Here is a 21,767-nt window from a genome sequence, read left to right on the forward strand (position 1 = left end):
TTACATGTCCTTGGCAATGTAGTAGACGATCGCATTGGAATCGAGTACCTCATTGAGCCGAATCGCGAGATTCTTTTCATACACCATCACTTCCCCCTTGCCAATCACGCGTCCATTCACAAAGACATCCACACTTTCCCCAGCAGGCTTTTGCAAGTCAATCACCGAGCCGCGCTCAAAGCGCAACACCTCGCCTAGGGGGATGGAAGTCGCGCCCAAATCGGCCATGAAAGTTACCTCCATATCCAAGAGCCCCTTATAGTCCTCGATCAACTCTTCTAAGTAGGTGGTGAGCTCGAGTTCCCTAGGGTTGAGAGTGGCTTGTTTTTTGATCTTGGGGTTGACGGGGGTCAACGCGCTCAAGGCGGGGTTGGTTTGGATATTGACACCTTGTGTATCTTTACCGGTTTGTGGATCCATCTCTTTTCTCTCTTAAGGATTGTCTATATTATACTAGATTTTATTGCATTTCGCTTTAGTGTCAGAGGTTTTTTTATTTTCACATAAATCTGCCAAAAAACACACACTGCATTGGGGGGCGCGCGCGCGGCACAAAGTACGCCCCATGGCGATCAAGGCGTGGTGCCAAAAGCCCAGATCGTCCTCAAATAGCGCACTGAGTTCTCTCTCAGTCTGTAGGGGGGTTTTGGCATGACTCAAGCCCAGCCGATGGCTCACTCTAAAGACATGGGTGTCCACAGCTAGATAATTTTGTTGGAAATACACAGAAAGTAACACATTGGCGCTTTTTTGCCCCACCCCAGGCAAACTTTTTAGATCGGCCTGCGTGTTGGGAATCTGCCCTGCAAAACGCGCGCCCACTTCCTTAGCCATGCCAATTAAATGTTTGGCCTTGTTATTAGGGTAAGAAACGCTCTTGATGCATGCTTTGAGGGTGTCTAGAGAGGCTTGGGCTAAATGAGACAAGGTCGGGTAGAGCGCAAAGAGGGCTGGGGTTATGGTATTGACGCGCGCATCTGTACACTGGGCTGAAAGGATCACAGCCACCAAGAGCTCATAGGCGTTGTTGTGGTGCAGTGCCGTATGAGGGTTAGGGAAGCGCTCTAGCAAGCGCGCCTTGATGATGGGGATTTTTGCCTTCATATTCATAAGGGTGCGACCACCAATAACGCCGCCTCATGAGCGCGCAGGGCCACTTGGGCGTTGTGGATGGCGATGCTGAAAGTGGCGCGCCTGAAGGAACAATGCAAGAGGGTAAACTCCACCCCCGCGCGGATTCCAAAGGAGAGAAAGCGATCTTTGAGCGCGCCATCAGCGCTTTTGATCTCTAGGATGGTGTAGCGTTGGTTCTTCTGGCAATCTAGTAAGGTCATGGGGAGCTAGCCCTTTCTTAATTTCTTGAATAATAATGTCTATAGGTGTGAAAATACGCCTTAGTATCTTAAAAGGAGCTTGGGCGATGTCTTTAGCCAAGGTTACCTTCACAGAAGGGTCGTTTAGCGTGTTGCCCACCTGTACGTGTGTGGAAATCTTACCCTTATTGCCCAAGATGAGGTAATTGAGAATCGGGATTTTATTGATCACATTGCTAAAGGCCTTGATTGTGGAGATGTCTAGGGACATGTCTATTTTCTTTCTTCCGGACATCTCAATGATGCCATCGCCATCCACATCTAAGGTAGTGCCCGTCAGCTGGATATGTTCCAAGCCCAAGTACTCAGAACTCAGGCCAAAAACCACACGCCCCTTAGCGATCTCATAGCCATGCGCGCCCAAACGCGGGTTTCTAAAGACAATCAAGGAGGGGATGGTATTGATGATATTGACAATATTTTGCAACACCTTGAAATTCTTAATGCTGGTGTTTTGCATGCGCAATTCCCCATTAAAGACCTGATCTCTATAAACCCCCGTCAAGCTATAAAGCCCCCCCCCGATTACATTTTGCGTGAGCACGCTTTGCAAGGCCAAGTTCAGATAATCCCCCCCAAAATTATCCGCCTTGACCACCACATCCCCATGGATGATGTCTGCGCGTAACATGGCGTTGTGGTAAGCCCCATCGATGAGTACACGCCCATCGCGCACCACCAAGCGGGCTGTATCTAAGACCAATGGGAAGGACTTAAACACAATGGCCGTGTTCTTTGCGCTTAAAATCGTGGCGCTGGGGAGGATATGGTGGCGTTTCTCATAATCCTGTTTAGCGCGGATAAACGCGCTTTCATCGCGAATCTGGGCTTTGGTGGGCTTGTTTTTGCTAGGGGCTAAGAGTTCCTTGACAAAGGGGATTTTAGAATTGAGAAACGCGTCCAAATTGAAATTCATGTCATTGAAGAACAACGCGCGTTGCCCTCCCTTAATTTGCCCCATGATTGCTCCATCAGGAGTGAAGAATTCTACACTCTGTGGCTTGAATATGCCCAAGAAAGAAAGGGTTTTTAAGGGCGTGCCATCGCGCCGATACAGCGGGAAGCGGTTTTCCAATGTACCCATAAATTCCACATTCTTAAAATCCTTCGTGTTGAGCTGGAGCGCGCCTTTTCTGATCCCAAAATAACGCAATAGTGGAGAAATGGGGGATAGTTTTCTCAAATCCTTGATTTTCAAGGCATACGCCCCCTTTTGCATTTCCCCTTCAATATCCAAATTGGAAATTCGAAAACGCACAGTCTGGGCTTGTGAAAAATCTACATCAAAATCTATACTGGACAGAATATTAGGGTTAGCATAGAAAATATCATGGGTGAAGGTTTCTTGATTTTGGGCGCGGATCACCGCTTGGATACGCTGTTCTAAAACCTGTTTGTTTTGCGCCATGAGATTGGGCAGATGCGCGATGTTGAGCGCAGGGGAGGGCTTTTTAAGCGTGCTCCTCATGGGGCTAAAGGGCTGGATGTTGATCAAATTATTCGTGTTGAGCTGGATCTTATAGACATTAGCGTCCCCAAAAATATGCCCTTGGGCGAAGTCTAGGCTGAGATTGACATCTAGGTCTGCCACATTATAAAAGCGTGTGTGCAGCGCGTTAATCCACATCTGGTTGCGTTTGGGGGTGATGTCTAAAGTGAGATTGGCTTGTTGGGTGGAGAGAGGATAGCCATAGAGCAAAAAGTGCCCCTGGCGCACCAGTACATTGCCCTGAATGGAGAGCAAGGCTTTAGCATGGGGGATGAATTGTACGCCCAAGAACAAATCCGCGCTAAGAGGCGCGTTGAGCTCGGTGATGGGCAGGGCGATGTGGTAGGCCTGCAGAATCTTTTGGGCGCTCAAAAAGGAGGGGCTGGGGGCGATTTTGATGTCCGCGCTCAGATAAGACCCCCTGCCCAAATTGCTAATTTGTACGCTAGAACCCCCCAAGGGCATGCTCTCATAGTGGATGTGTTTGGGGGCGATGCTCAAAGTGCGATCCTGTAGATTTAAGGTAACTTGCTTGGCCACTATGGGGGATAGGTCTGGGTGGAAACGCACCCGCGCGTCTTGAACAACCGCCTGCGCGCTGATTTGATCGAGCAAATTTTTTGCTAATTGCTTGTCTTGGAGATGTAAAATGGCTTTGGCTTCTAGCACGCGCACACTGGAAAATTCGATATTCTCAAACAGCCATTTTTGCACCACTGGGTGGCTACCTTCAGGAAAATAGGGTTTGAGAAAATCTAGATGGGCGATGGTATTGGTGTGTAAGGTGAGCGCTAGGGTCTTAAAATCGCTCAAACCCTGTAGCTGTACTTTCAAATGCGAGGGGCGCAAATAGCTTAGGTCATTGAGCGGCGCGGCCTGCAGATCAAAGCCAAGTTGCCTCATATCACTAGAGTAACGCACAAGCCCCTGCAGGCGCACGTGGTAGGGTTTTAGGCTACAATGCAAGATATCTAGACGCAATTCCCTATCATTTTTTAAACTAAATTGGGCTTCTAGCATGCCCGGCCAGCGCACGCGGTACGTCTTGCCATCAAAACGCGCATGGATTTTAGCATGGGGGTTGATCACAATCTCTTGAACCTGCAATTCTTGAAAGTAAGAGAGGGCCAACAGGGCGTAGCGCACCCCTTGTACAATATTATCTACATTGGGGGGTTTTTTGTGGGTACGCTGCGTTAGTAGAGCGGAGATGTCCAGCTGGCTAACCTGCAACACAAATTTGTTATCGAGTTTTAGATACAATCCCTGTATTTGGAGTTTCCCTAAGTGTAAAGAAGAGATGCGGACACCACTTTTTAAGACTAAAAACACGCCCAACAATAGCGCGCCCATTGCGCCACACAGAAAAACAAGGCGGAGCATTCTTTTAGAGATCGCTTTGATCATGGGGCTTTGCTTGTTGTTTTATCTGAGTATACCCATAAAATCCTATGGCGTGGTTTATATCCCCAGTGGCTCCTTGCACAATATGGCGCGCCACATCCCTAATCTCAACGCGCTAGATTTGTGGATTTTACGCCTGATGGGCGTTTTAGGGCTGTGGAAAACCCCCAAGAGTGGTTATATCGCCATCCCCACCAACACCCAGCAAGAGATCAGCAAGGGGGATTTTTTACACGCCTTGAGCCTCTCTAAGAGGATTTACAGAGATGTTACCTTGATCCCCGGGGAAACCTTGTACTTTTTTATTCAAGATTTGGCCACAACTTTTAATCTCCAAGAGGACGCGCTTTATCAAGCCTACCGCGCCAAAGCCCTGTATGCAGAAGCGGGCATTGTGCCAGACACCTACCGCTTTGCCCTAGGGATTAGTGCTATGAGCCTTATGGACTATCTGATCGCGCATGCTAATCAACACTATGAAAAACTCAGTCTCAAACTCTTAGGACATTATCATCCCAAGGAATGGGAAAGAACTCTCATCATCGCTTCCATCGTACAGAAGGAAGCGGCCAACGCGCAGGAAATGCCCCTGATTGCTGGGGTGATCTTCAACCGCCTGCGCAAAGACATGCCCTTGCAAATGGATGGGAGTTTGAATTATGGCAAGTATTCGCACAGCAAGATCACCAAGGAGCGCATCGCTCAAGACACCAGCGCGTTCAACACCTACAAGCACAAGGGCTTGCCTAGCATGCCTGTGGGCAGTGTCAGCACGGCGGCGATCAAGGCCACCCTCTTTCCGGCCAAAACGCCCTTTTTGTACTTTGTCAAACACAAACAAGGCGGGCATGTCTTTAGCCGCTACTACGCCGAGCATGTCCGCAATATCCGCGCCCAGCAAAGAGGCGCAAAATAAAACATGGTATACTAGGCCCATGATTTTAATCCCGGCTAGGCTCCAATCCACACGCTTCCCCCAAAAGCTCTTAGCAGACATCCATGGCCTGCCCATGGTCGTGCGCACGGCGCGCAACGCCTCAAAGGTCGACGCGGTCGTGGTGGCCTGCGATGATGTAAAAATTTTGAACCTGTGTGAGGATTTTGGGATCAAGGCGATTCTCACCAGCCCCACGCACTCCAGCGGGACGGATCGTTGCGCACAGGCCTGCCAAATCTTGGGCTTAAGCCCTCATAGTGTGGTGCTCAACTTACAAGCCGATGAACCCTTTTTAGAAACCCAAGTGATCGCCACTTTGCTAGAACACACCCAAAACACCCCCTTCATGCACACCTGCGCCAAGCCCATTAGCCTGCAGGAAGCGCGCGATCCCAATGTGGTGAAGGTTGTCTTGGGCGCGCAGCGCGCGCTGTATTTCTCCCGCGCGCCCATCCCCTTTAGCCGCGAGGGGGGGGAGTGCCCCCTACTGGGGCATATTGGAATCTATGGCTTTTTAGCCCACAGCCTGCTAGAGTTTTGCGCGCTGGAGAAAAGCCCCCTAGAGGAGATCGAAAAATTAGAACAACTGCGCGCGCTCTACCACCATAAGCCCATCGGGGTGAGTGTGGTAGAAAGCCAAAGCGTGGGCATCGACACCCCCCAAGACCTCCAAAACGCTTTAGCGCGCCAGCTTTAAGGGGCTTTCAATACCCCCTTAAGCCACAAATCGCAGAAGTGTTGCAGAACCCCCCCCTTCTTAAAGGCTTAACAAGCCCTAGAAGTTGTAGACATAGTTGAAGAAGACGGAGACATTGCGCTTATAAGCCACAGTCTGTTCCATCCCATCCAAGCTACCCTTGAAGTAGTAGTTCACCGCCAAGGGGATTCTAAGCCCGATTTCAAAGCCGTTGTGCTTGTTCACATTGGTCCTAAAGCCGATGTTGAGCGGGATTTGAAAATAGCTCGTGTTCATCTGCGCACTGCCTCCCGCCGCTTTGATCGCATTCATCCTGCTGATCCACGCGCTGGCTCCCTTGACATTCCATGTAGAGCCAGCCAGCATGAGCCCAGCAAAGAGCCCGCTGGTGTACTTGGCGTCCTTGCTTTCATAGAAGTTATACAAAGCGTCCACACCCGCGCCATAGACGAAGTTGTCTAGCTCGCTCGTATCCCCGTCCATGAAGGTCCCATGTTGGTAACTAAAGCTAGCGTAATAGCGCAAGCCCCAGCGTTTCTTCTTGCCAAAGAATTGCTTATACCCAAACTGCACATCGATCCCATACATGTTGCCATTGGAGTTCATGGTCTGCATGGGGCGTGCCGCGCTGGCGGTATAGCCTTGCGTTTGCATCCAGTTTTCAAACTTCATCTTAGCCGCTTGGGCATAGACCAGGGCCTTTTGAATTTGAGGCAGGAGCGCGGCGATCTGTGTGGGGGTTAGCTGTTGATCCAACACTGAGCCCATCTTGCCATTCCCGGGGAGTAGTATTGCCATAACAGTCCCAGTTGGCGCTGGGGGCGTGATGCTTGTGCCCTGCGCTTGAGAGCTCACGCCCTGATACCCCGCACTGCTAGCCAACTGGTTGACCAAACTCACCTGCAAGTTTTGCAGATCGCTAATCAAGGTGTCCAAATTGTTTAGGGCCGCATTGGGATTGATAGTGCCACTGCCAATGATTTGGGTGAAGACACTATTGATGGTGTTATTGGTCGCCACCAGCTGCGCATTCCCTGAGGTTGAAAGATTATTGCTAGTGGCCAGGGTTTTCAACGCGTTGAGGAGTTGCCCCACATTGGGAGAATTGGCCTGATTGATCAATAAAAAGACCTCTGCGGCGATAGCGTTGCGAGAGTTGGTTACATAGGTGCTCGCCGTGGTGTTGCTAATGGGCCCATTGATGCCTTGAAGAGTTCTAAGCGTAGCGCTGGCCACACTAGAGGCCGTGCTGAGATTGTTGATCATCGCGGCATCTTGATTTTTGTCAATGGCCTGATTTAAGCCATTGAGTGAAGTTTGCAACACGCCCATGCTTTTAAGCAGGCTTTGGATTGTGGCGATGTTGGCATTGCTCAAAGTACCCTTAGAGATGGAGATGCCTTGGGCATTAGAGGGGTTGAGCAGGCTGTTGAAATTTTTCACGCTGGTGGCGTTGTTCACCGCAGCCTTGAGAATATCTGCCACGCTGGTGCTAGAGTTGAGCAGAGGTTTTAGGGCATCTGATGCCGTAGTGTAGGTGCTCGCGTCCTTAAGCACCGAAGCGATGGTTTGGTTAACCACCTGTTGTTGCATTTGGCTCGCGCTTGAACCCCCGGCTAAACCATTGGTTTGAAACGCGCCATTTTGCACAATGGCGCTAGCGGCCGCACTTTTTTGGGCTGCAGTCGCGCTGCTCAAAAGCGCGCCTAGAGTTGACCCGGTAGCCCCAGCGTTTTTAAGCTCTTGGGCTACCAAGCCCTGTAGATTGGTAGGAGAGGTGGGAGCGGTAGCGGCGTTGTAGTCAGAAACACTGGTGATATTGTCAATGTAGTTGAGTACCGCCTCTTGGGGGTTGACAATGCCCTGCCCGCTGCCCGCCGTTGTGCCATTGAAAGACTTCACGCTAAAGATCGCATCCGCATTGTCCACCAACTGAGAGATCGCCCCGTAGCTAGCCGCTGTGATGGCATTTGTGGTCCCATTGAGCTGGGTATTAGCCATGACCGCAGTCGCGGTTTTGTTGGCGTTGTACAAATTCAAGGCATTGGTGAGCAAGTCCTGAAGATTGGTGGTGAAATTGCTTTGGAGCGCGACTGGGTTGGCCAAATTCTTATTGATGGTTTGGAGCGCCCCAGAGGTGTTGATGAGGGTGTTGATACTGGCAAGCCAAGTGTTCACATCAACCGTAGTGGTGCCATTCCCCCCAGTAGCCACAATAGTGTCCGCATTGGTGGTGGCCGCTGCCGTGCTGCCCATTACCTTTTCTAAGAGAGGTTTGACAGCTGCCACCACCTCAGCGGCTGTAGCATTGCTACCAACGCCAATCTGGGCAGAATTAGCGATGTAATAGGAGAGCGTTTTGCCGCTGCTGCCGATGGTAGCGCTATTGTTCTCGAGCGTGCTGATCAAGGTGTTCAAAAAGGTTACATCTCCAGTAGAGCTGACATCACTCACACCGCTAGGCGCGCTCCCACTAGCCACCCCATTGGCGTTGCTGGTGAGATTCGTGCTAAACCATTTGGTGATAGCGGCCACCTGGGTGCCCAAATTGCTCAAGCCCCCAGCAGTAACGGCGTTGGTGTAGTTGGTGGTGTTCAAATTCCCCGCATTGGTACCTAGCATGCTACCCAAGTCTACAATGCCCTTAAAGCCCTCTAACACGGTGGTGTTGCTCCCGGTTTTGGCTGTGCCCACTAATTGGCTATTGGTCAAAGCAGCGCCAAGAGCAGAGCCAGAGGAGGCGTTGACGATCAAGGTTACCCCCTTGAGATTGCTCTGTTGGGTGTTCACCCCGGCGTAATTGTTGAGCATATCGCTCACGCTGGTTTGGTTGGTGCTGGTGTTGATGGTGTTGGTGCTGGTGTTGACGCTTGCAGGGCTGAGCAAATCCACTAGATTGTAGATTGAATTGGCAACTTTGCCCAAATTGAGCGCGGGTTGGCTGCTGGTGGTGATCCCGGTGGGGTTGGCCAAGATACTGTTAGAAGTGCCAATGTTGTTGATCAGCGCATTCCATGTACTCGCGTTGCTCAAATCCGCGCTCACCTGTGTGTTCAAGTTCCCAAAGGTGCTAGAGAGCTTGATGGTGGTGGGGTCGCCTGGGTTGTAGAGCGTGCTCGTGGCGGTGTTGAAGAGCCCGTTGTTGGTGCTGGTGGTGATCAACGCCTTGGCTGCGTTTTGATAGGAGTTGCTGCTCACTAAAGTGTTGGCCTGCATGATCATCGCATAGGGGTTGTTGTTGATCGCATCTTGCACTTGGGTTTGCAAGCCCTCTAGATAGCTCAAGCGATTGAGCAGGTTTTGGAGCGTGTTGATCGCGCTCGCGCTTGCGCTCTTGGTGGTGAGGTTTTGATAGCTGCTATTGCCCTGTAAATAACCCAGCACCTCGCCTGCGATCGCGCTCCCTTTATTGTCTGTGAGGCTATTGAGCAAGGCGACATTGTGGTTATAGCTATTGAGAGCGTTGATCACAGTGGCGATATTTTGCATGGCCTCTGTGGTCAAGTCGCCATTGGCTTGGGTGGAGAGATTCGCGCTCTTGAAATACCCTAGCAAGGCGCTGAGCGCGCTGGCCGCACTTTGGGCGTTGAGCAACGCGCTAGGGGTGTTAGAAGCCCCTGAAGTGGTGCTCACAGAGAGGGTGTTGGTATTAGTAACCCCATTGATCGCCCCCCCTGTAAGCCCTTTATTGGCGTTGTAAAGGGTGTTGGCATCGGTGAGTACCTGCACCACCCCAGAAACCGTGCTCAAGTTTTGCGAAGAGGTGAGCAACGCATTGAGGTTTTTGACTTGATTGACGGTATTGGGGGTACCAGAGATAGTCCCAAAGCCCATCGCTTTTTCATAGGCTTGCCAAACGCTAGAGGCGTTCCCTGTAGTTACAATGCCAGAGAGCGCGCTAGCCGCCTGCGTATCCGCTTGACTCTGGGTGATCTGCCCGGCCACTAGGGCTTGTTGGATGGGCATGAGCGCAGCCACCACGCTAGTGAGCTGCGTGCTAGCAGGCAAGTTCGTGTTCACCGCATTGGCCACCAGCGCGGTGTAATTGGTTTGTAAAGAACCTGCGCTAGAAGCCCCCCCCACTAGCCCGGCCATCGCGGTGTAATTGGTGGTGATGGCAGAAGTGCTAGGGTCGATCACATTGCCCACTAGACTCGTCACCGTGTTGAGATTTCTCAAAGAGGAGAGCTCTAGGATGGCCAAGTTATTTTGCGGGACACCTCCAATGCCCCCAACCCCTAAGATATTGCCCACTCCACTCACCGGATCAGAGGTGTTCATCCCGGAGGTGGTGTTGAGATTGGTTAGGGTAAAGAAATTGTTCGAGCTATTGTAGAGCTTGTCTAACGCGCTGTTGAGACTGCCCAACGCGGCGCTCGCATTGCCCAATAAGGTTTGAGAAACAGGGGCCCCGGAGTTGGTCGCCAAGAGGGGCAAAGCCCCTTTGAGATTGGTGGCTAGAGTGTTCACGCTCGCGTTGGCAAAGCCTAGATTTTGGGCTGCGTTCACGCCGCTCCCCAAAGAGGAGGCAAGCCCAGCGTTTAAGGCGATAGTCCCGGTGTTGGTAACCCCCATGCTATTGTAGTCCGCGATTTGGGTTTTGATATTTTGGATTTGGGTGCTGAGTTCTTGGGGCGTGAGCGTGCCATTTTCAAACGCCTGCGCCACACTAGAAGAGAGATAGCCCAAATTGTCCGCAATGGTGGAGGTGTTTTTAAAGAGATCCAACCACGCGCTAGAATAACTGCTGGGGGTAGAGGTCAACGCAGAGCTGAGTACCCCAAAGGCGTTGGTGTAATTTTCACTGAAGGTTTGGGCGGCTGTATAGGCTGCCTTGATATTGGCTTCGGTGGCGGTGGTTTTTGCCACCCCGCTTGTACCCGGGGCCGCGCTTTGGTTGAGCGCGGCGCTGAATTTTTGCAACAAACCAGTGGCATCATCGGGGACCCCAGTCGCGCTCGCGGCTCCCACTAAGGACTCTAGAGCGGCCTTAGTGGTGGAGTCTAGAGCAGCCCAGTTAGGGATCGCGCTCCCTCCATCAATAGCGGTTTTCAGCACGGTAACTAGGGAGTCTAGGTTATTGGCGGTTACCCCAGTGGGCAAAACGCTAGCGGTGAGCACAGTTTCTACATCCTTGCCAATTTGGATCGCATCGGTGTTTTGATCAACTAGAGTGGTGGCGTTGGTGGCAGCAGCAACAGCGCTAGAGGGGGTACTCTTTGTGGCGGTGAGCATGTTAGTCAGAGTGTCAAAACTCCCTAGCGCATCGGCGATCTGGGTGGGCGTGGCGCTCGTGCTAAAGGTGTTGGTGGGCAAATCTTGAATGACTTTCACCACGCTAGCAGAAAGGGTACTGGCCATGCTGGGCAGAAAAGTGCCATAGTCGCTATTGAGCGCAGACACAATGGCCGCCTTCGTCTGGGCGATCAAACCATTTTGCGCCGCGCTGGCGTTGAGCGCGCCTGAAAGATAGGTGAGCGCGCTGGCTTGGTTGATTTGGTCTGCCTGTGTGGTGTAGGTACGGGTAATGGTGTCCACATAGGTGTTGAGCAGATTCTGAGAATTGAACACGGCTTGCATGTTGTTGATATATTGGGCTTGGGCGTTGATCGCATCGGCCTTGCTAGCGGCCTCTGCAACTCCCCCATTAGCCAACGCATTCGCCGCGACATTGTTGATCCCCACGGTTAGGATATTGGAGAGCGCGCTTTTGCCTGAGCTATTGAGCAAGCCCTCTAAACTGCTAACGCTGCCATTATAGGTCATCGCCGCACCCAAGAGCTTGCCTAGCTGGGAGTTGTAGCTAGAGTTGTAACTCTTGAGATTGGCCGCACTTTGGCTCACCCAAGAAGTAACATACTTGCTTGTACCGCTCACGCCCGCTTGAGGGTAGGCGCTCACCTTGTTGGCACTAGGGCTCCCTCCGCTATCATTGCTAGAAACCGTGTTGCTCACATTGACAGAAGAGGTGTTCACCAAACCGGCTAATTTACTAAGCTCGGTGTTAAACACATTGTACGCGCTGCTTGAGGTGGTGTTGAAGGCGTTATAAAGAGTGGCAAGCTGGGCAGAGGTCAAAGAGCTGGTATTGGCCCCTAATTTAAAGACCACATTGCTATAGGTGGTGTTGCCTGCCACGGCGGTGTTGGCCGTATTGAGCGCGTTTTGCAACTGCAGAGCGTATTCAATGGTTTGGGTGAGAGTGGGCGTACTCCCGTTCACACTGAGCGCGCTTTGCAAGGTTTTAAGGCTGTCGCTTTGCATGAGCGCGGTGTAGGCGTAGTATGTGGCTTCATACCCATTGGTGATGGTTTTGCCCTCCACAGTGGTAACCGTGGTGTTGGGGTTGACAAGCCCATTGAGCGCGCTTTGTACCACGCTTTGGTTAATGCTCCCTGAGGGCAGGCTAGCTAGAGCGTTGAGTACATTGGTGAGATTGTTGGAGGGGTTGCTAGTGGCCGTGGTGTTGGCGTACTGGTTTGGGGTGTTGGCAAGCACGCTAGCTAGAGGGGTGTTTAAGACCTGATTGGCAAAGGTGTCCAAATTGGCCTGAATGGTGTTGAGCGCTTTGAGCATGTTGGTGTAATTGCTGCTCAAGGCGTAGGTGGTGCTCCCACCGGTTGTGGTGGCGCTGACCATCCCGCCCACTAGGTTATCAATGGTGTTCATCGCCTGCAAGCCATCGAGCATGTTGGCCGTAACGCTGTAGGTACCCCCGGTTTGTGTGATGAGATTGCTAGTGGCGTTGGGAGTGGAGTAGAGTACGCTATTCAAGCTAGAGAGCGCGCTCCCCAATGAGCCGGCCGCAGGGGCGCTAGAGGTGTTTAAAGAGGCGCTCAACGCGCTGGCAAAATCAGCCCCCACAGCATTGGCTGTACCCACCATGCTATTCAAAGAGGTCATGTAATTAGGGGTGGTGGCTGAACCGGGCAAATACCCCGCTAAAGTCATCAAATTGCTATAGACCGTGCCTAGTGCGGTGTCTGCCGCGCTGGTACTGCCCGCATTCACCAAAGAGGCGCTCAAGGCCCCCGTAACGCTGGCGGTATTGCCATTGCCTTGGTTGCTAATCTTGTAGTAGCCCGTAACCGCCTGCCCGGGGTTTAAGATATTGTCCGCCCCAGCTACCCCGTTAAACGCGGTGCGGGCGTTGTAATAAGCGCTATAGGCGGCCATGTCTTGGCGGATCACCGAATCCAGGAGCGAGAAATTATAGACATTGTTCGCGCTGGCGATGTAGTTGGGCAAGCCAATATTGCTCTGCCCCCCCAAGAGGCTATTGAGGCCATAGAGGTTGTTAGTGGGCGTGGGGGGCGCACTCACCACACCCGGGGTGGCGGTGGTGGGGTTGATGACATTGTAAGGATTGGTGTAGCTATTATTCGCCCCCAAAAGAGGAGCGTTGCCCGCGGGATTGGAGATAGCAGTAGGGGTAGCAGAGCCAAAGGCGGTATCGGCGGTACCATTAAACATACCCGTACGAGTAGAGAGGCTATAATTCCCCCCCAAGATGCCAGAGATGGAGTTGACCAAGCTGATGGAGGTAACGTCATCGGCATCGAGCAAGGGGGTAAAGCCAAAGCAGGTGCTCAAGGCTAGACTCAAGGTAGAAAAACGCTTAGAAACTTTCATACAGTTGTCCTTGTAGTGTTTAGATCAGGTGAGGAGACTAGTTACAATTCAAGCCGTTGCAGTTGAGGTTGAAACCCGAGCTTACATCGGGCTTTTGCAACTGCGTACCCGGATTTGTGGGCATGGCCACCGCCCCGTTTTGGTTTAAAAAGGGGTTAGCCACCGCCCCCATCAGGGGGCTAAACCCGGTGTTATTACTCCCAGTTGCCTTTGTCATATTAGAATACTGAAACCCCACAGCTCCATAAAATCCAGAGTTTTCTGCTTGCAGATTCAACATCCACACGCAAGCAAGATTGCTTAGAATTTAAGAAAAGATTTAAGTCTTCTAAGTTACAATGAGCGACAAAAATTTAAAATCTTGTTGTTGCAAAACTTGGGTTTTAAGTTTTTGATTTTACTTGAAAGGATGAACATGCGTACTTTTGCGTCTCGTTTTATTAAATTTGCAGGCATGGCAGGCATTCTAGCTCTCTCTGTCTCCACCCTGCAAGCAGAAAACTCTGGATTTTATGGAGCTGTGGGGTTTCAGTATTCTAATATGACAAAGGCAACTGGGAGTAATGGCGCGCCCATCGCCACCCAAATGGCCAACCCGTTTCTCAACCTAGGTGCGAACTCCACAGCGGTTGTGCCCGTACCCAACATGGGGACGCTGACGACCCCCAATAACGCCGCTACGATGAATGTCCCTAGCATTTCTCAACCCACTAACCCCTAATTGGGCCAACACAATATTCAAGCTAAATTCAAAAGGATCTTCATGAACTTATTTACCAAGGGGGGCCCTAAACGCGTCCTCAAAACCCTAGGAATCTCGGTGGCCACTTGTTTGAGCCTCTCGCCCGTGGATGCCACAGAGATCACTGCCGAACAAATGGTCGACTCCATCTCTGGCATCTTGGGGGGGAACTACTCTGTGGGGGGTGCTGCGACCAACGTCGCCTATGGGAGCGCGTTAAGCCCTAGTATCTATGTCCCAGCTCCAAGCGGGACTGCAGCCATCAACACCATCGGGAGTGGCACCACCTACACCAACCCCACCAACCCCGCCGTCCCCTATAACCTCTATGGCAATGGCGGGTTGCTCACCAACTACAATGGCACCACCTACACCAACACGCTATTGCAAAACAATAACGGGGCGTGGACCAACCCCTACGACCTCAATGCCGTAGGGGATCTCATCAACCCCCTTTATGCCCTCTACTCCCAGTATTACAGCTACAGAAACGCCTTAGCCGGAGTAACAGCCAGTAAGAACATTTTTGGCAAAGACATCTCCAACCCCTACTACACCCTAACTCCAGGGACCCTCAATGGCACCAGCACCGCTTACACCAGCGCAGCCACAGTAACGGGGAACTTGAGTGCAAGCATGCTGGCTAGCGCCAATGATGTCAGTACGGCCAATGGGCTTTTGAGCACCATTTACACCAATATCACCCAATTGACCAGCGATTTGGGCTACTTGGTCACGCCCGGGCAAAACTTTGCCCCCACTTTGGACTCCAATATCAGCACCATCGCCAGCGTGGGGAGCACTCTTTTAGACGCGTTGAGCGCGACCAGCTCTAGCCCTAGCAGTGTGCAAACCTTGGGCACCAGTCTGACCAATCTAAACCAAGTACTCTATGGCTCCACGACCGGCACGCTCATCACCTCCACTAGCGCGGCCACAGGGGGGAACACCTACAGCGTGCAAGCCCAAAGCCTAGACACGCTAGCAAGCATCAACAACGCCAACTCCTTAGTGAGCGGGGGGCTTGTGAGCGCTTCTTCTAGCACTTCTACGCCCACTTACGCCTTGAGTACCAACTACGCCACTGTCTTAAAAGCGTTCAATAGCAACGCGAACTTTTTAGCAGACGCGAACGCCATCACCAACAATGTCTTAAACGGCGCGGATCTCTCAGAGGTGTTGAGCAAGCTCTCTTCACTAGACACGGTGGTGTATGACAGCGCGGTCGCCTCCGCGCTCAAAGGGCTTGTCAACCCCAATTCTTACCAGGTGGTCTTTAAAGCCTATGGCGCGCTGTTCAACAATAGCGGCACAGGCAGCACAGGCACGATCGCCCAAATGGCTAGCGCGCTTAACACCAGCTCTTCTAGCTCCATGAGTACCAGCGCCCAACAGCTTGTAAACGCGATCCAGCTCTATAACGATTTGAAAAGCATCAACACCAATCTCAAGCTGGGTAACACTGTCGCCAATAACAGCGCGCTAGCGGACGCGTTTACCAGCTCTGCTGACCCCTCGCTCGCCTCTAACTTGGCCAAGGTCCTCTATGATGCCTTCAACAATGGGAGCGCTAGCTCCTATGCCAACTTGCAAAGCACGCTCAGCGCGTTGGACTCTCTAGTGGCACAAAACACCAACTATGTCAGCTCCAACACCACCACCACGCCCAACAACACCAGCTCTCTTACTCCGAGCACCACGGCTGGGACCAAAGCGACCAACACCTCCACCCAATACCCCTGGCAAAGTTATGACGGGTCTCAAACCGCCCAATACCCCCTAACCACCTCTTACACCACACAAAGAGGGCTCAATCAAGGCGCCTACAACACGCAGTTCAACAAAAATTTGGCCACTCTCCTCTCCAATGTGTTGAGCTATAGCGCTAATAGCAACGCCCTCTCTAAATTGCTCAGCTCCAACACCAGCCTTAGCAATATCCTAACCCAGGGTATCTACAACGCTGCGGCCAACCAAGCGCTCAATGCTGGCGCGACACAGGGCACCACCTCCGGGGACAATCTCAACAACCAAGCGCTCTACTTGAATCAAATGCGCGCCATTTTCACCTCTGAGAACCTGCTTAACACCTATGTGAACGCCATCACCTCCACGCAGAACACTCAGACCAACCAAACCGGGCAGGCCAGCGCGCTAAACGCTCTCTCTCAGGCTCTAAACGCAAGCGCGGCCAATAACGGGCTCATCGCCCAGACTAAGGCCGCCATTGCCGCCCAGCTCAATAGCCAAGCCACGCTCAATAGCACGGCTTTAAACGGTACTGAAATCGCCAAGATGGAGGGCCTCTCTGATCCGGAGGATGTTTTTAGCGCCAGCGCAACCCCAAGCAGCGTTGTGCAAGGCTTGCAGGCGATGAATGGCCTAGCTAATGCCTTTACCGGAGGCACCACTGCTAGCACTCTGACTGATGGCGTGAAAGCGGCCAACCCTGTTGTCCAAGCGCTTGCAACCATCGCTAGCTCTAGCGTAGCGCCCACTTACTCTGCTGCGGCCGCCAATCTAGCCGGTGCGCTCTCCACAGCCACAAGCACCAATGACACCGTCTTAAACACCGTGGTTACCAACTGGGATAGCTTGAGCAAGCCCGTTCAAGAAGCGTTTGCCACGCTCACAGGCGCGACATGGAGCGCCACCGCTGTAGATGTCAAGAGCAACTCTACCACCAACGCCCTTGACACTCTGGCCAAATTGCTCACCACTAACCCCATCGCCACCAATAACTCCGCCAACATGCAGGACTTAATCAGCACCGCAAACACCATCGGGGCTAATGTCGCTAGTTTTGATAAAATCCTCAACGCCTCTGTAACCAATGGCGTGGCCGGGGCTGCCTTTGCCACCTCCCAAGTGGCCACCCAGCTTTTAGGCAAGAGTTCTACGGTTACCTCCATCATCAACAGCTTGAGCTCGGGGCGTTTGTTTAGCCCCAGTGTGAGCAGCGCGTTTGCCAACGGTACCCTCTCTTTAAGCGATTTGAGCCAAACCTTGAGCGGCATCGCCGCCCAGATCCAGCAGTACGACGCTCTAGGGGCGACCACCCCCTCTAGTGCTGTCCCTGCCACTGCCCCCACGCTTAACAATAGCCAGATTCAGGGCATGCTCAAAGCCGCCGGGGTGAGCGCGGTACAAAACCTAGGCTTTGCAGACGCCAGCGTGCAGAGCTTGAACACCAGCTTAGGGACTTTGCTAGGCTTGGTCTCCACAGGCTATAACACCAGCGCGAAAAATGTTAGCGATCTCACCAGCGCGCTTAGTACGCTCAATAGCGCGGTGCAAGGCTTGTATAGCGCGGGCAGCACTTTCTTTAACAACGGCAATCTCAGCGATGTGAGCAATGTCTACGCGGCCAGCCAAAGCACTTCTTGGGGGCTTGGGAACACTTCAGTAGGCATGGCCGCTAACCCTAACGCAGTCAATTATCTGACCAACCTAAATGACCTGGGCACCATCAATAATTTGGTAGGCGTGCTCAATAGCGCAGGCACAGGGGTGAGCACGCAGTATAGTAGCGCTTTTGCCAGCGGGGGGCCTGTGAGCACCATCGCCGCGCAGTACTCTGCCCTAACGACTAACCTCGTGGAGGGCGCTACCCTCACCCAAGTAGTCCAAGCCCTCCAAGGCTTGAGCGCGAGCGCGAGCGCTACAGCCGTGCAAAATGCCTTGACCAATATCATCACCTCTCCTACCACCAACGCTAGCGGGGTGTGGGATGCCTATAAAGCCGTGATGGGGGTTGGCACCAACACTAACCCAGTTAACAATCTGAACAACCTCTTGGCGAACAAATTGAGCTTAACGGGCACTGATAGCGCGGCCAATATCGCCCAGGTGATCACAGATGCCAATTCTCTTAATAGCGCTAACACCGCTTTGGCCAAGACTGTAACAGGAGTGAGCAATGGCTTACTCTCTGTGGATAGCAATAACGCCGCGGCATTTCAAGCGGCGATCAAAGCGGCCAGCGCGCTCACGCCCTTGTGGAATAGCTTGGGCACTGGCGCTAACGCCAGCGCGGCTAATGCCTTGAAATTGCTGCAGAATTTGAACATCTACGCCAACAATGTCAACTTGCTCAACTCTCTTACGGGGGGTAGCAGTGGCAAGGGGAGCGACATCGCCTCTTTGGTCTTGGGCAATCTGCAGGCAACTAATAGTCTTACAACAACCGCTAAGAGCGGGTTGAGCGGGGCTAGTGGTATCCAAACTCTCCAACGCCTTGTGGATCGCTTGCAATACCTAGAGGGTTTGAACCAAAAAGTGCAGAGCGCCATTGACACCAACCCCTATGCCATGGTCATGCAAAAAGACAATATCACCTCCAGTGCGGCCTATCAGAGCGCAGCGCAGGCCCTCGTGGGCGCGGGGGGCTTGTTCAATAGCAATGCGGGCATTGGGAGTGTGAGCAATGCGGTCGCTAGCATCAACTCCAACTATAGCACTTTTGCTAGCGGTGTGAGCGCGGACTTGGGCTATTTGAGCACATGGAACTCCATGGTCGCTGGACTCACCAGCTCCAATGGCATTTTAAACACCCCAGATAGCACGGTCAATGGCGCCGCCAACACACAAATGGGCAATATCTTGACCAATGTGAGCACCATTGCCAACTACCTCCCCACTGGTACCATCACCAATGGGCAAAACTCCAATAGCACCACCTTGAGCGGCATCGCCAACGCTTGGAATAGCATCAGCGGCCAATTGGCCAACTTGGGCAATGCAGATGCCTACCACATCGCCTCCGCCACGGCCACGCCCCTAACAGTCAATCAGTTGCTAGGCAATTTGGATTCTTCTGACACCTCCGTCTTGCAGGGCTTGGGGGCGATCGTGGCTTTGAACAACAGCTTGACCGGAGGGCTTTTGAGCGGCACAACGGGTAGCTACACCACCAGCACCTCTGCGACTACTCTTGGAACGGCCAGTGCGCTCTTTGTAGACGCGACAAACACCACTGCGGGTACTGTGGCCAGCATTACAGACACCTTCACCAATGCGGTTACTACTAGTGGTGGCAATGCGGGGAGCCTCTCAGGGTTGACTCCAAATGCCTTGCAAGCTCTCTTTAGCGATGGCACTAATGCAAGCCAAATTGCAAGCGGGGGTTACACTTCTGCCACTGTGATTGGGGACATCATCTCCGCGCTGGCTAAAAACTCCACAGTAGCCCCCTATTTACAGGGCTTGGGTACAGCCACCCCCACTGCTTTGCCCACCGCCCCGGACGCTGCTAGTGCTGCTTTGACTACCGCGGTGCAAGCCGCACTCACCCCCCTCATTGGCGCGACCAACGCAGCCACGATCACCGACACCGCCAAGGGCACCAAAGGGAGCGTGGTAGGCTGGATGGAGGCGGTCAACGCCCTCATCACCCAGCTTAAAGATGTCAATAACTCCATTGTGAATCGCGTGGACTCTTCAGTGGGCATTGGCCCAGCGGCTAGCACCATCATCGCCAACGCCCAAAAAGTGGACGCGCTCTACCAAAACGCCGCCCAGACTGTGGCGCCCACCAAGGGTGCGCCAACAACGCCTGATTTTGCCGGCATAGGGGACAATCTCACCGCCATTAAGACCGTGGTGGCGCAGGCCTCAAATATCTTTGATGTCTCTGCCTCTAGTACTAGCGGCTTTGGGGGCCCTGTGAGCGCGAGCGCTGCGCTCAGTGCGCTAGCCGCCTCAGACTGGACTGGCAATGTAACAGCGGCCCCTGCAACAGCCAGCGCGGCCACCACTTTGCCCGGGCTCTTGGCTGTGCAGTTAAAAGCAGATGGGGTGAGCGGGAGCACCATCGGCGATCTCATCTCTAATGCCACCAGCGCGCAACTCTCCCAAGCGGCCACTCAGGTGGTGGGCAGCTCTAATTTCAACGCCACCATGAAGAGCGACCTAGTCTATAGCGCGCTCCAAAACATCTTGAAGGCGACCAATAACTATCAGGATGCTAGCAGCACCCTTACCCCCTTGTTGAATGGCAAACAGAGCGTGAGCGGGATCACCAACGCCGCCTTGAACAACGCAACCGCCCTAAACGCGCTCTTAAAAGTGCTCAATGCCAGCAACAGCTACGGCATCAATGTAACACAGGCCAAAGCTAACTTAGGGTTGAGCCCCACACAAATTGCCAAGATCACCCAATTGCTCACCGGCATGAACACCATGCAAGGGCGTGTTAACGCGGTGGAGCAAGCTATTGCTAGCAACCCAACGGCTACAGCCCTCTTGCAAGCCCAGACAGATTCAGCGCAAGCCTCTAGTTTGCTAACCTCTTTAACCACTGTGGGCGGGACTTATAGCAACACGATGGTGAGTAGCTATCTGAGCGCAGAAAACGCCGTGATCACAGCGCAGGCTAATTATTTGGCCGATGGCACCACCTCTTTGGGCACCTTGATGGCCAGCTTGAAAAACTTTATGACCACCAATAACCCCACAGGCAACGCCAGCCTAGAACAAGCGGTGCAAAATGTCTATCACGAGATCATCGCTAGCCCCACCCTTGACCCTATGAGCGCGCGCGCCAACTTGAGCGCGCTCATCAACCAGCTTCAGGCGTTTCAGCAATCGCTCGCTCAAGATTTGGGCGCGCTGATCCAAGCTAACGCCCCGGCTACAGCCACTGCCCCGTCTACGGCCGTTGCGCGCGTGGATGGGCTTCAGGCCATTGTGTTACCCACTACGGGCGGCACTACGGGTACGGGCAGCACTACAACGAGCAACCCCATGCAACAAGTACAGAGCTTGAAAAATGCGCTGGTGGCGACCAATCAGGCGCTTGTCTATGCTAAGGCCAGCTTGAGCAAGTTAGAAACCCAGCTCAAGAGCTACTACACCGCTGTAGCGACTCCACGCCCCATGCAGACCATGAACTCCAATGGCAACATGTACGGGATCGATGTGCAGTTTGGGTATAAGCAATTCTTTGGCAAGAAGAAACGCTGGGGCTTGCGCTATTACGCCAGCTTTAGCTACCAACATGGGACCTTCATGGACGGGGATGCGAGCGAGCTAGACAACTTCGTCTATGGGGCGGGCATTGATGGGCTCTATAACTTCTATGAAAGCAAGGATGGCAAGTACACTAGCGGGCTCTTTGCTGGGCTCATGCTGGCTGGCTCTACATGGAATGTCAAGGGGGCGAGCGCGTGGATCAGCAGGATGAATGCGATCAAAGCGGCGGGAGGCAGTGCGCAGATGAACACGAGCTATTTTCAAATCCCGCTCAACATCGGCTTTAGGACCAATGTGAACAAGCACAACGGCTTTGAAATCGGGCTTAGAATCCCCTTGGCGGTGAACTACTACTTCAAGGGTAGCTTGGATGGGATGGAACAGACTGTGGCTTATAAGCGCAATGTCTCCGTCTTCTTCAACTATGTCTACAACTTCTAGGGCTTGTTAAGCCTTTAAGAAGGGGGGGGTTCTGCAACACTTCTGCGATTTACAGTTTAGCCCCGGCCATCCAAACCAAC

General features: G+C 52.7%; 10 protein-coding genes. 4 read left to right on the forward strand and 6 right to left on the reverse strand.

Features of this window, described 5'->3' with window-relative positions:
- From fliN to EAO38_RS00585, 4 genes are read right to left on the reverse strand one after another with little or no spacing between them, the layout of a single operon-like run.
- The gene (fliN, locus tag EAO38_RS00570; protein ID WP_235852441.1) at window positions 1-420 is read right to left on the reverse strand and encodes a flagellar motor switch protein FliN; all 420 of its coding nucleotides are present in this window, start codon (window positions 418-420) and stop codon (window positions 1-3) included.
- Between the two features lie 33 nt (window positions 421-453).
- Window positions 454-1,104: an endonuclease III gene (gene nth, locus EAO38_RS00575; RefSeq protein ID WP_121020306.1), complete on the reverse strand. Its 651-nt coding sequence runs from the start codon at window positions 1,102-1,104 to the stop codon at window positions 454-456.
- Window positions 1,105-1,106: 2 nt separating this feature from the next.
- Window positions 1,107-1,334, reverse strand: coding sequence for a FeoA family protein (locus tag EAO38_RS00580; protein WP_121020307.1), 228 nt, complete (start codon window positions 1,332-1,334; stop codon window positions 1,107-1,109).
- Window positions 1,273-4,269: a YhdP family protein gene (locus tag EAO38_RS00585; protein ID WP_121020308.1), complete on the reverse strand. Its 2,997-nt coding sequence runs from the start codon at window positions 4,267-4,269 to the stop codon at window positions 1,273-1,275. The genes EAO38_RS00580 and EAO38_RS00585 overlap by 62 nt, the downstream gene beginning before the upstream one ends.
- On the opposite strand from EAO38_RS00585, the gene mltG reads away from it, so the two are divergent.
- Both mltG and kdsB read left to right on the forward strand, forming a co-directional pair.
- Window positions 4,268-5,182 carry an endolytic transglycosylase MltG gene (mltG, locus tag EAO38_RS00590; RefSeq protein ID WP_235852445.1) on the forward strand — a complete coding sequence of 305 codons (915 nt, stop codon included), beginning with the start codon at window positions 4,268-4,270 and terminating at the stop codon, window positions 5,180-5,182. The two genes, EAO38_RS00585 and mltG, sit on opposite strands and share 2 nt — an antisense overlap.
- Window positions 5,183-5,201: 19 nt before the next feature.
- Entirely contained in the window at window positions 5,202-5,900 is a 699-nt protein-coding gene (gene kdsB / locus EAO38_RS00595) for a 3-deoxy-manno-octulosonate cytidylyltransferase (RefSeq protein ID WP_121020309.1), read from the forward strand.
- A 78-nt stretch (window positions 5,901-5,978) separates the two neighbouring features.
- On the opposite strand, the gene EAO38_RS00600 is transcribed toward kdsB, so the two are convergent.
- Window positions 5,979-13,532 (reverse strand): outer membrane protein, encoded by a 7,554-nt coding sequence (locus EAO38_RS00600; protein WP_121020310.1) that lies wholly within the window; start codon window positions 13,530-13,532, stop codon window positions 5,979-5,981.
- A gap of 37 nt (window positions 13,533-13,569) precedes the next feature.
- Window positions 13,570-13,818, reverse strand: coding sequence for a hypothetical protein (locus tag EAO38_RS00605; protein WP_162982641.1), 249 nt, complete (start codon window positions 13,816-13,818; stop codon window positions 13,570-13,572).
- A gap of 129 nt (window positions 13,819-13,947) precedes the next feature.
- On the opposite strand from EAO38_RS00605, the gene EAO38_RS00610 reads away from it, so the two are divergent.
- On the forward strand, window positions 13,948-14,253 hold the full coding sequence (locus tag EAO38_RS00610; protein WP_205588311.1) for a hypothetical protein: 306 nt from the start codon (window positions 13,948-13,950) through the stop codon (window positions 14,251-14,253).
- A gap of 42 nt (window positions 14,254-14,295) precedes the next feature.
- A complete protein-coding gene (locus EAO38_RS00615) occupies window positions 14,296-21,687 on the forward strand; it encodes an outer membrane protein (protein WP_121020312.1) in 7,392 nt (2,463 codons plus the stop codon).
- Window positions 21,688-21,767: the final 80 nt, after the last annotated feature.

Source organism: Helicobacter vulpis, from assembly GCF_003660395.1.
Lineage (GTDB): Bacteria > Campylobacterota > Campylobacteria > Campylobacterales > Helicobacteraceae > Helicobacter > Helicobacter vulpis.

What these genes read in the sequence shown, in the direction of transcription:
- EAO38_RS00610 (WP_205588311.1), top strand. Translation starts at nt 13,948, where the DNA reads ATGCGTACTTTTGCGTCTCGTTTTATTAAATTTGCAGGCATGGCAGGC.
- fliN (WP_235852441.1), bottom strand. Translation starts at nt 420, where the DNA reads ATGGATCCACAAACCGGTAAAGATACACAAGGTGTCAATATCCAAACC.
- EAO38_RS00585 (WP_121020308.1), bottom strand. Translation starts at nt 4,269, where the DNA reads ATGATCAAAGCGATCTCTAAAAGAATGCTCCGCCTTGTTTTTCTGTGT.
- EAO38_RS00580 (WP_121020307.1), bottom strand. Translation starts at nt 1,334, where the DNA reads ATGACCTTACTAGATTGCCAGAAGAACCAACGCTACACCATCCTAGAG.
- kdsB (WP_121020309.1), top strand. Translation starts at nt 5,202, where the DNA reads ATGATTTTAATCCCGGCTAGGCTCCAATCCACACGCTTCCCCCAAAAG.
- EAO38_RS00600 (WP_121020310.1), bottom strand. Translation starts at nt 13,532, where the DNA reads ATGAAAGTTTCTAAGCGTTTTTCTACCTTGAGTCTAGCCTTGAGCACC.
- EAO38_RS00615 (WP_121020312.1), top strand. Translation starts at nt 14,296, where the DNA reads ATGAACTTATTTACCAAGGGGGGCCCTAAACGCGTCCTCAAAACCCTA.
- mltG (WP_235852445.1), top strand. Translation starts at nt 4,268, where the DNA reads ATGGGGCTTTGCTTGTTGTTTTATCTGAGTATACCCATAAAATCCTAT.
- nth (WP_121020306.1), bottom strand. Translation starts at nt 1,104, where the DNA reads ATGAAGGCAAAAATCCCCATCATCAAGGCGCGCTTGCTAGAGCGCTTC.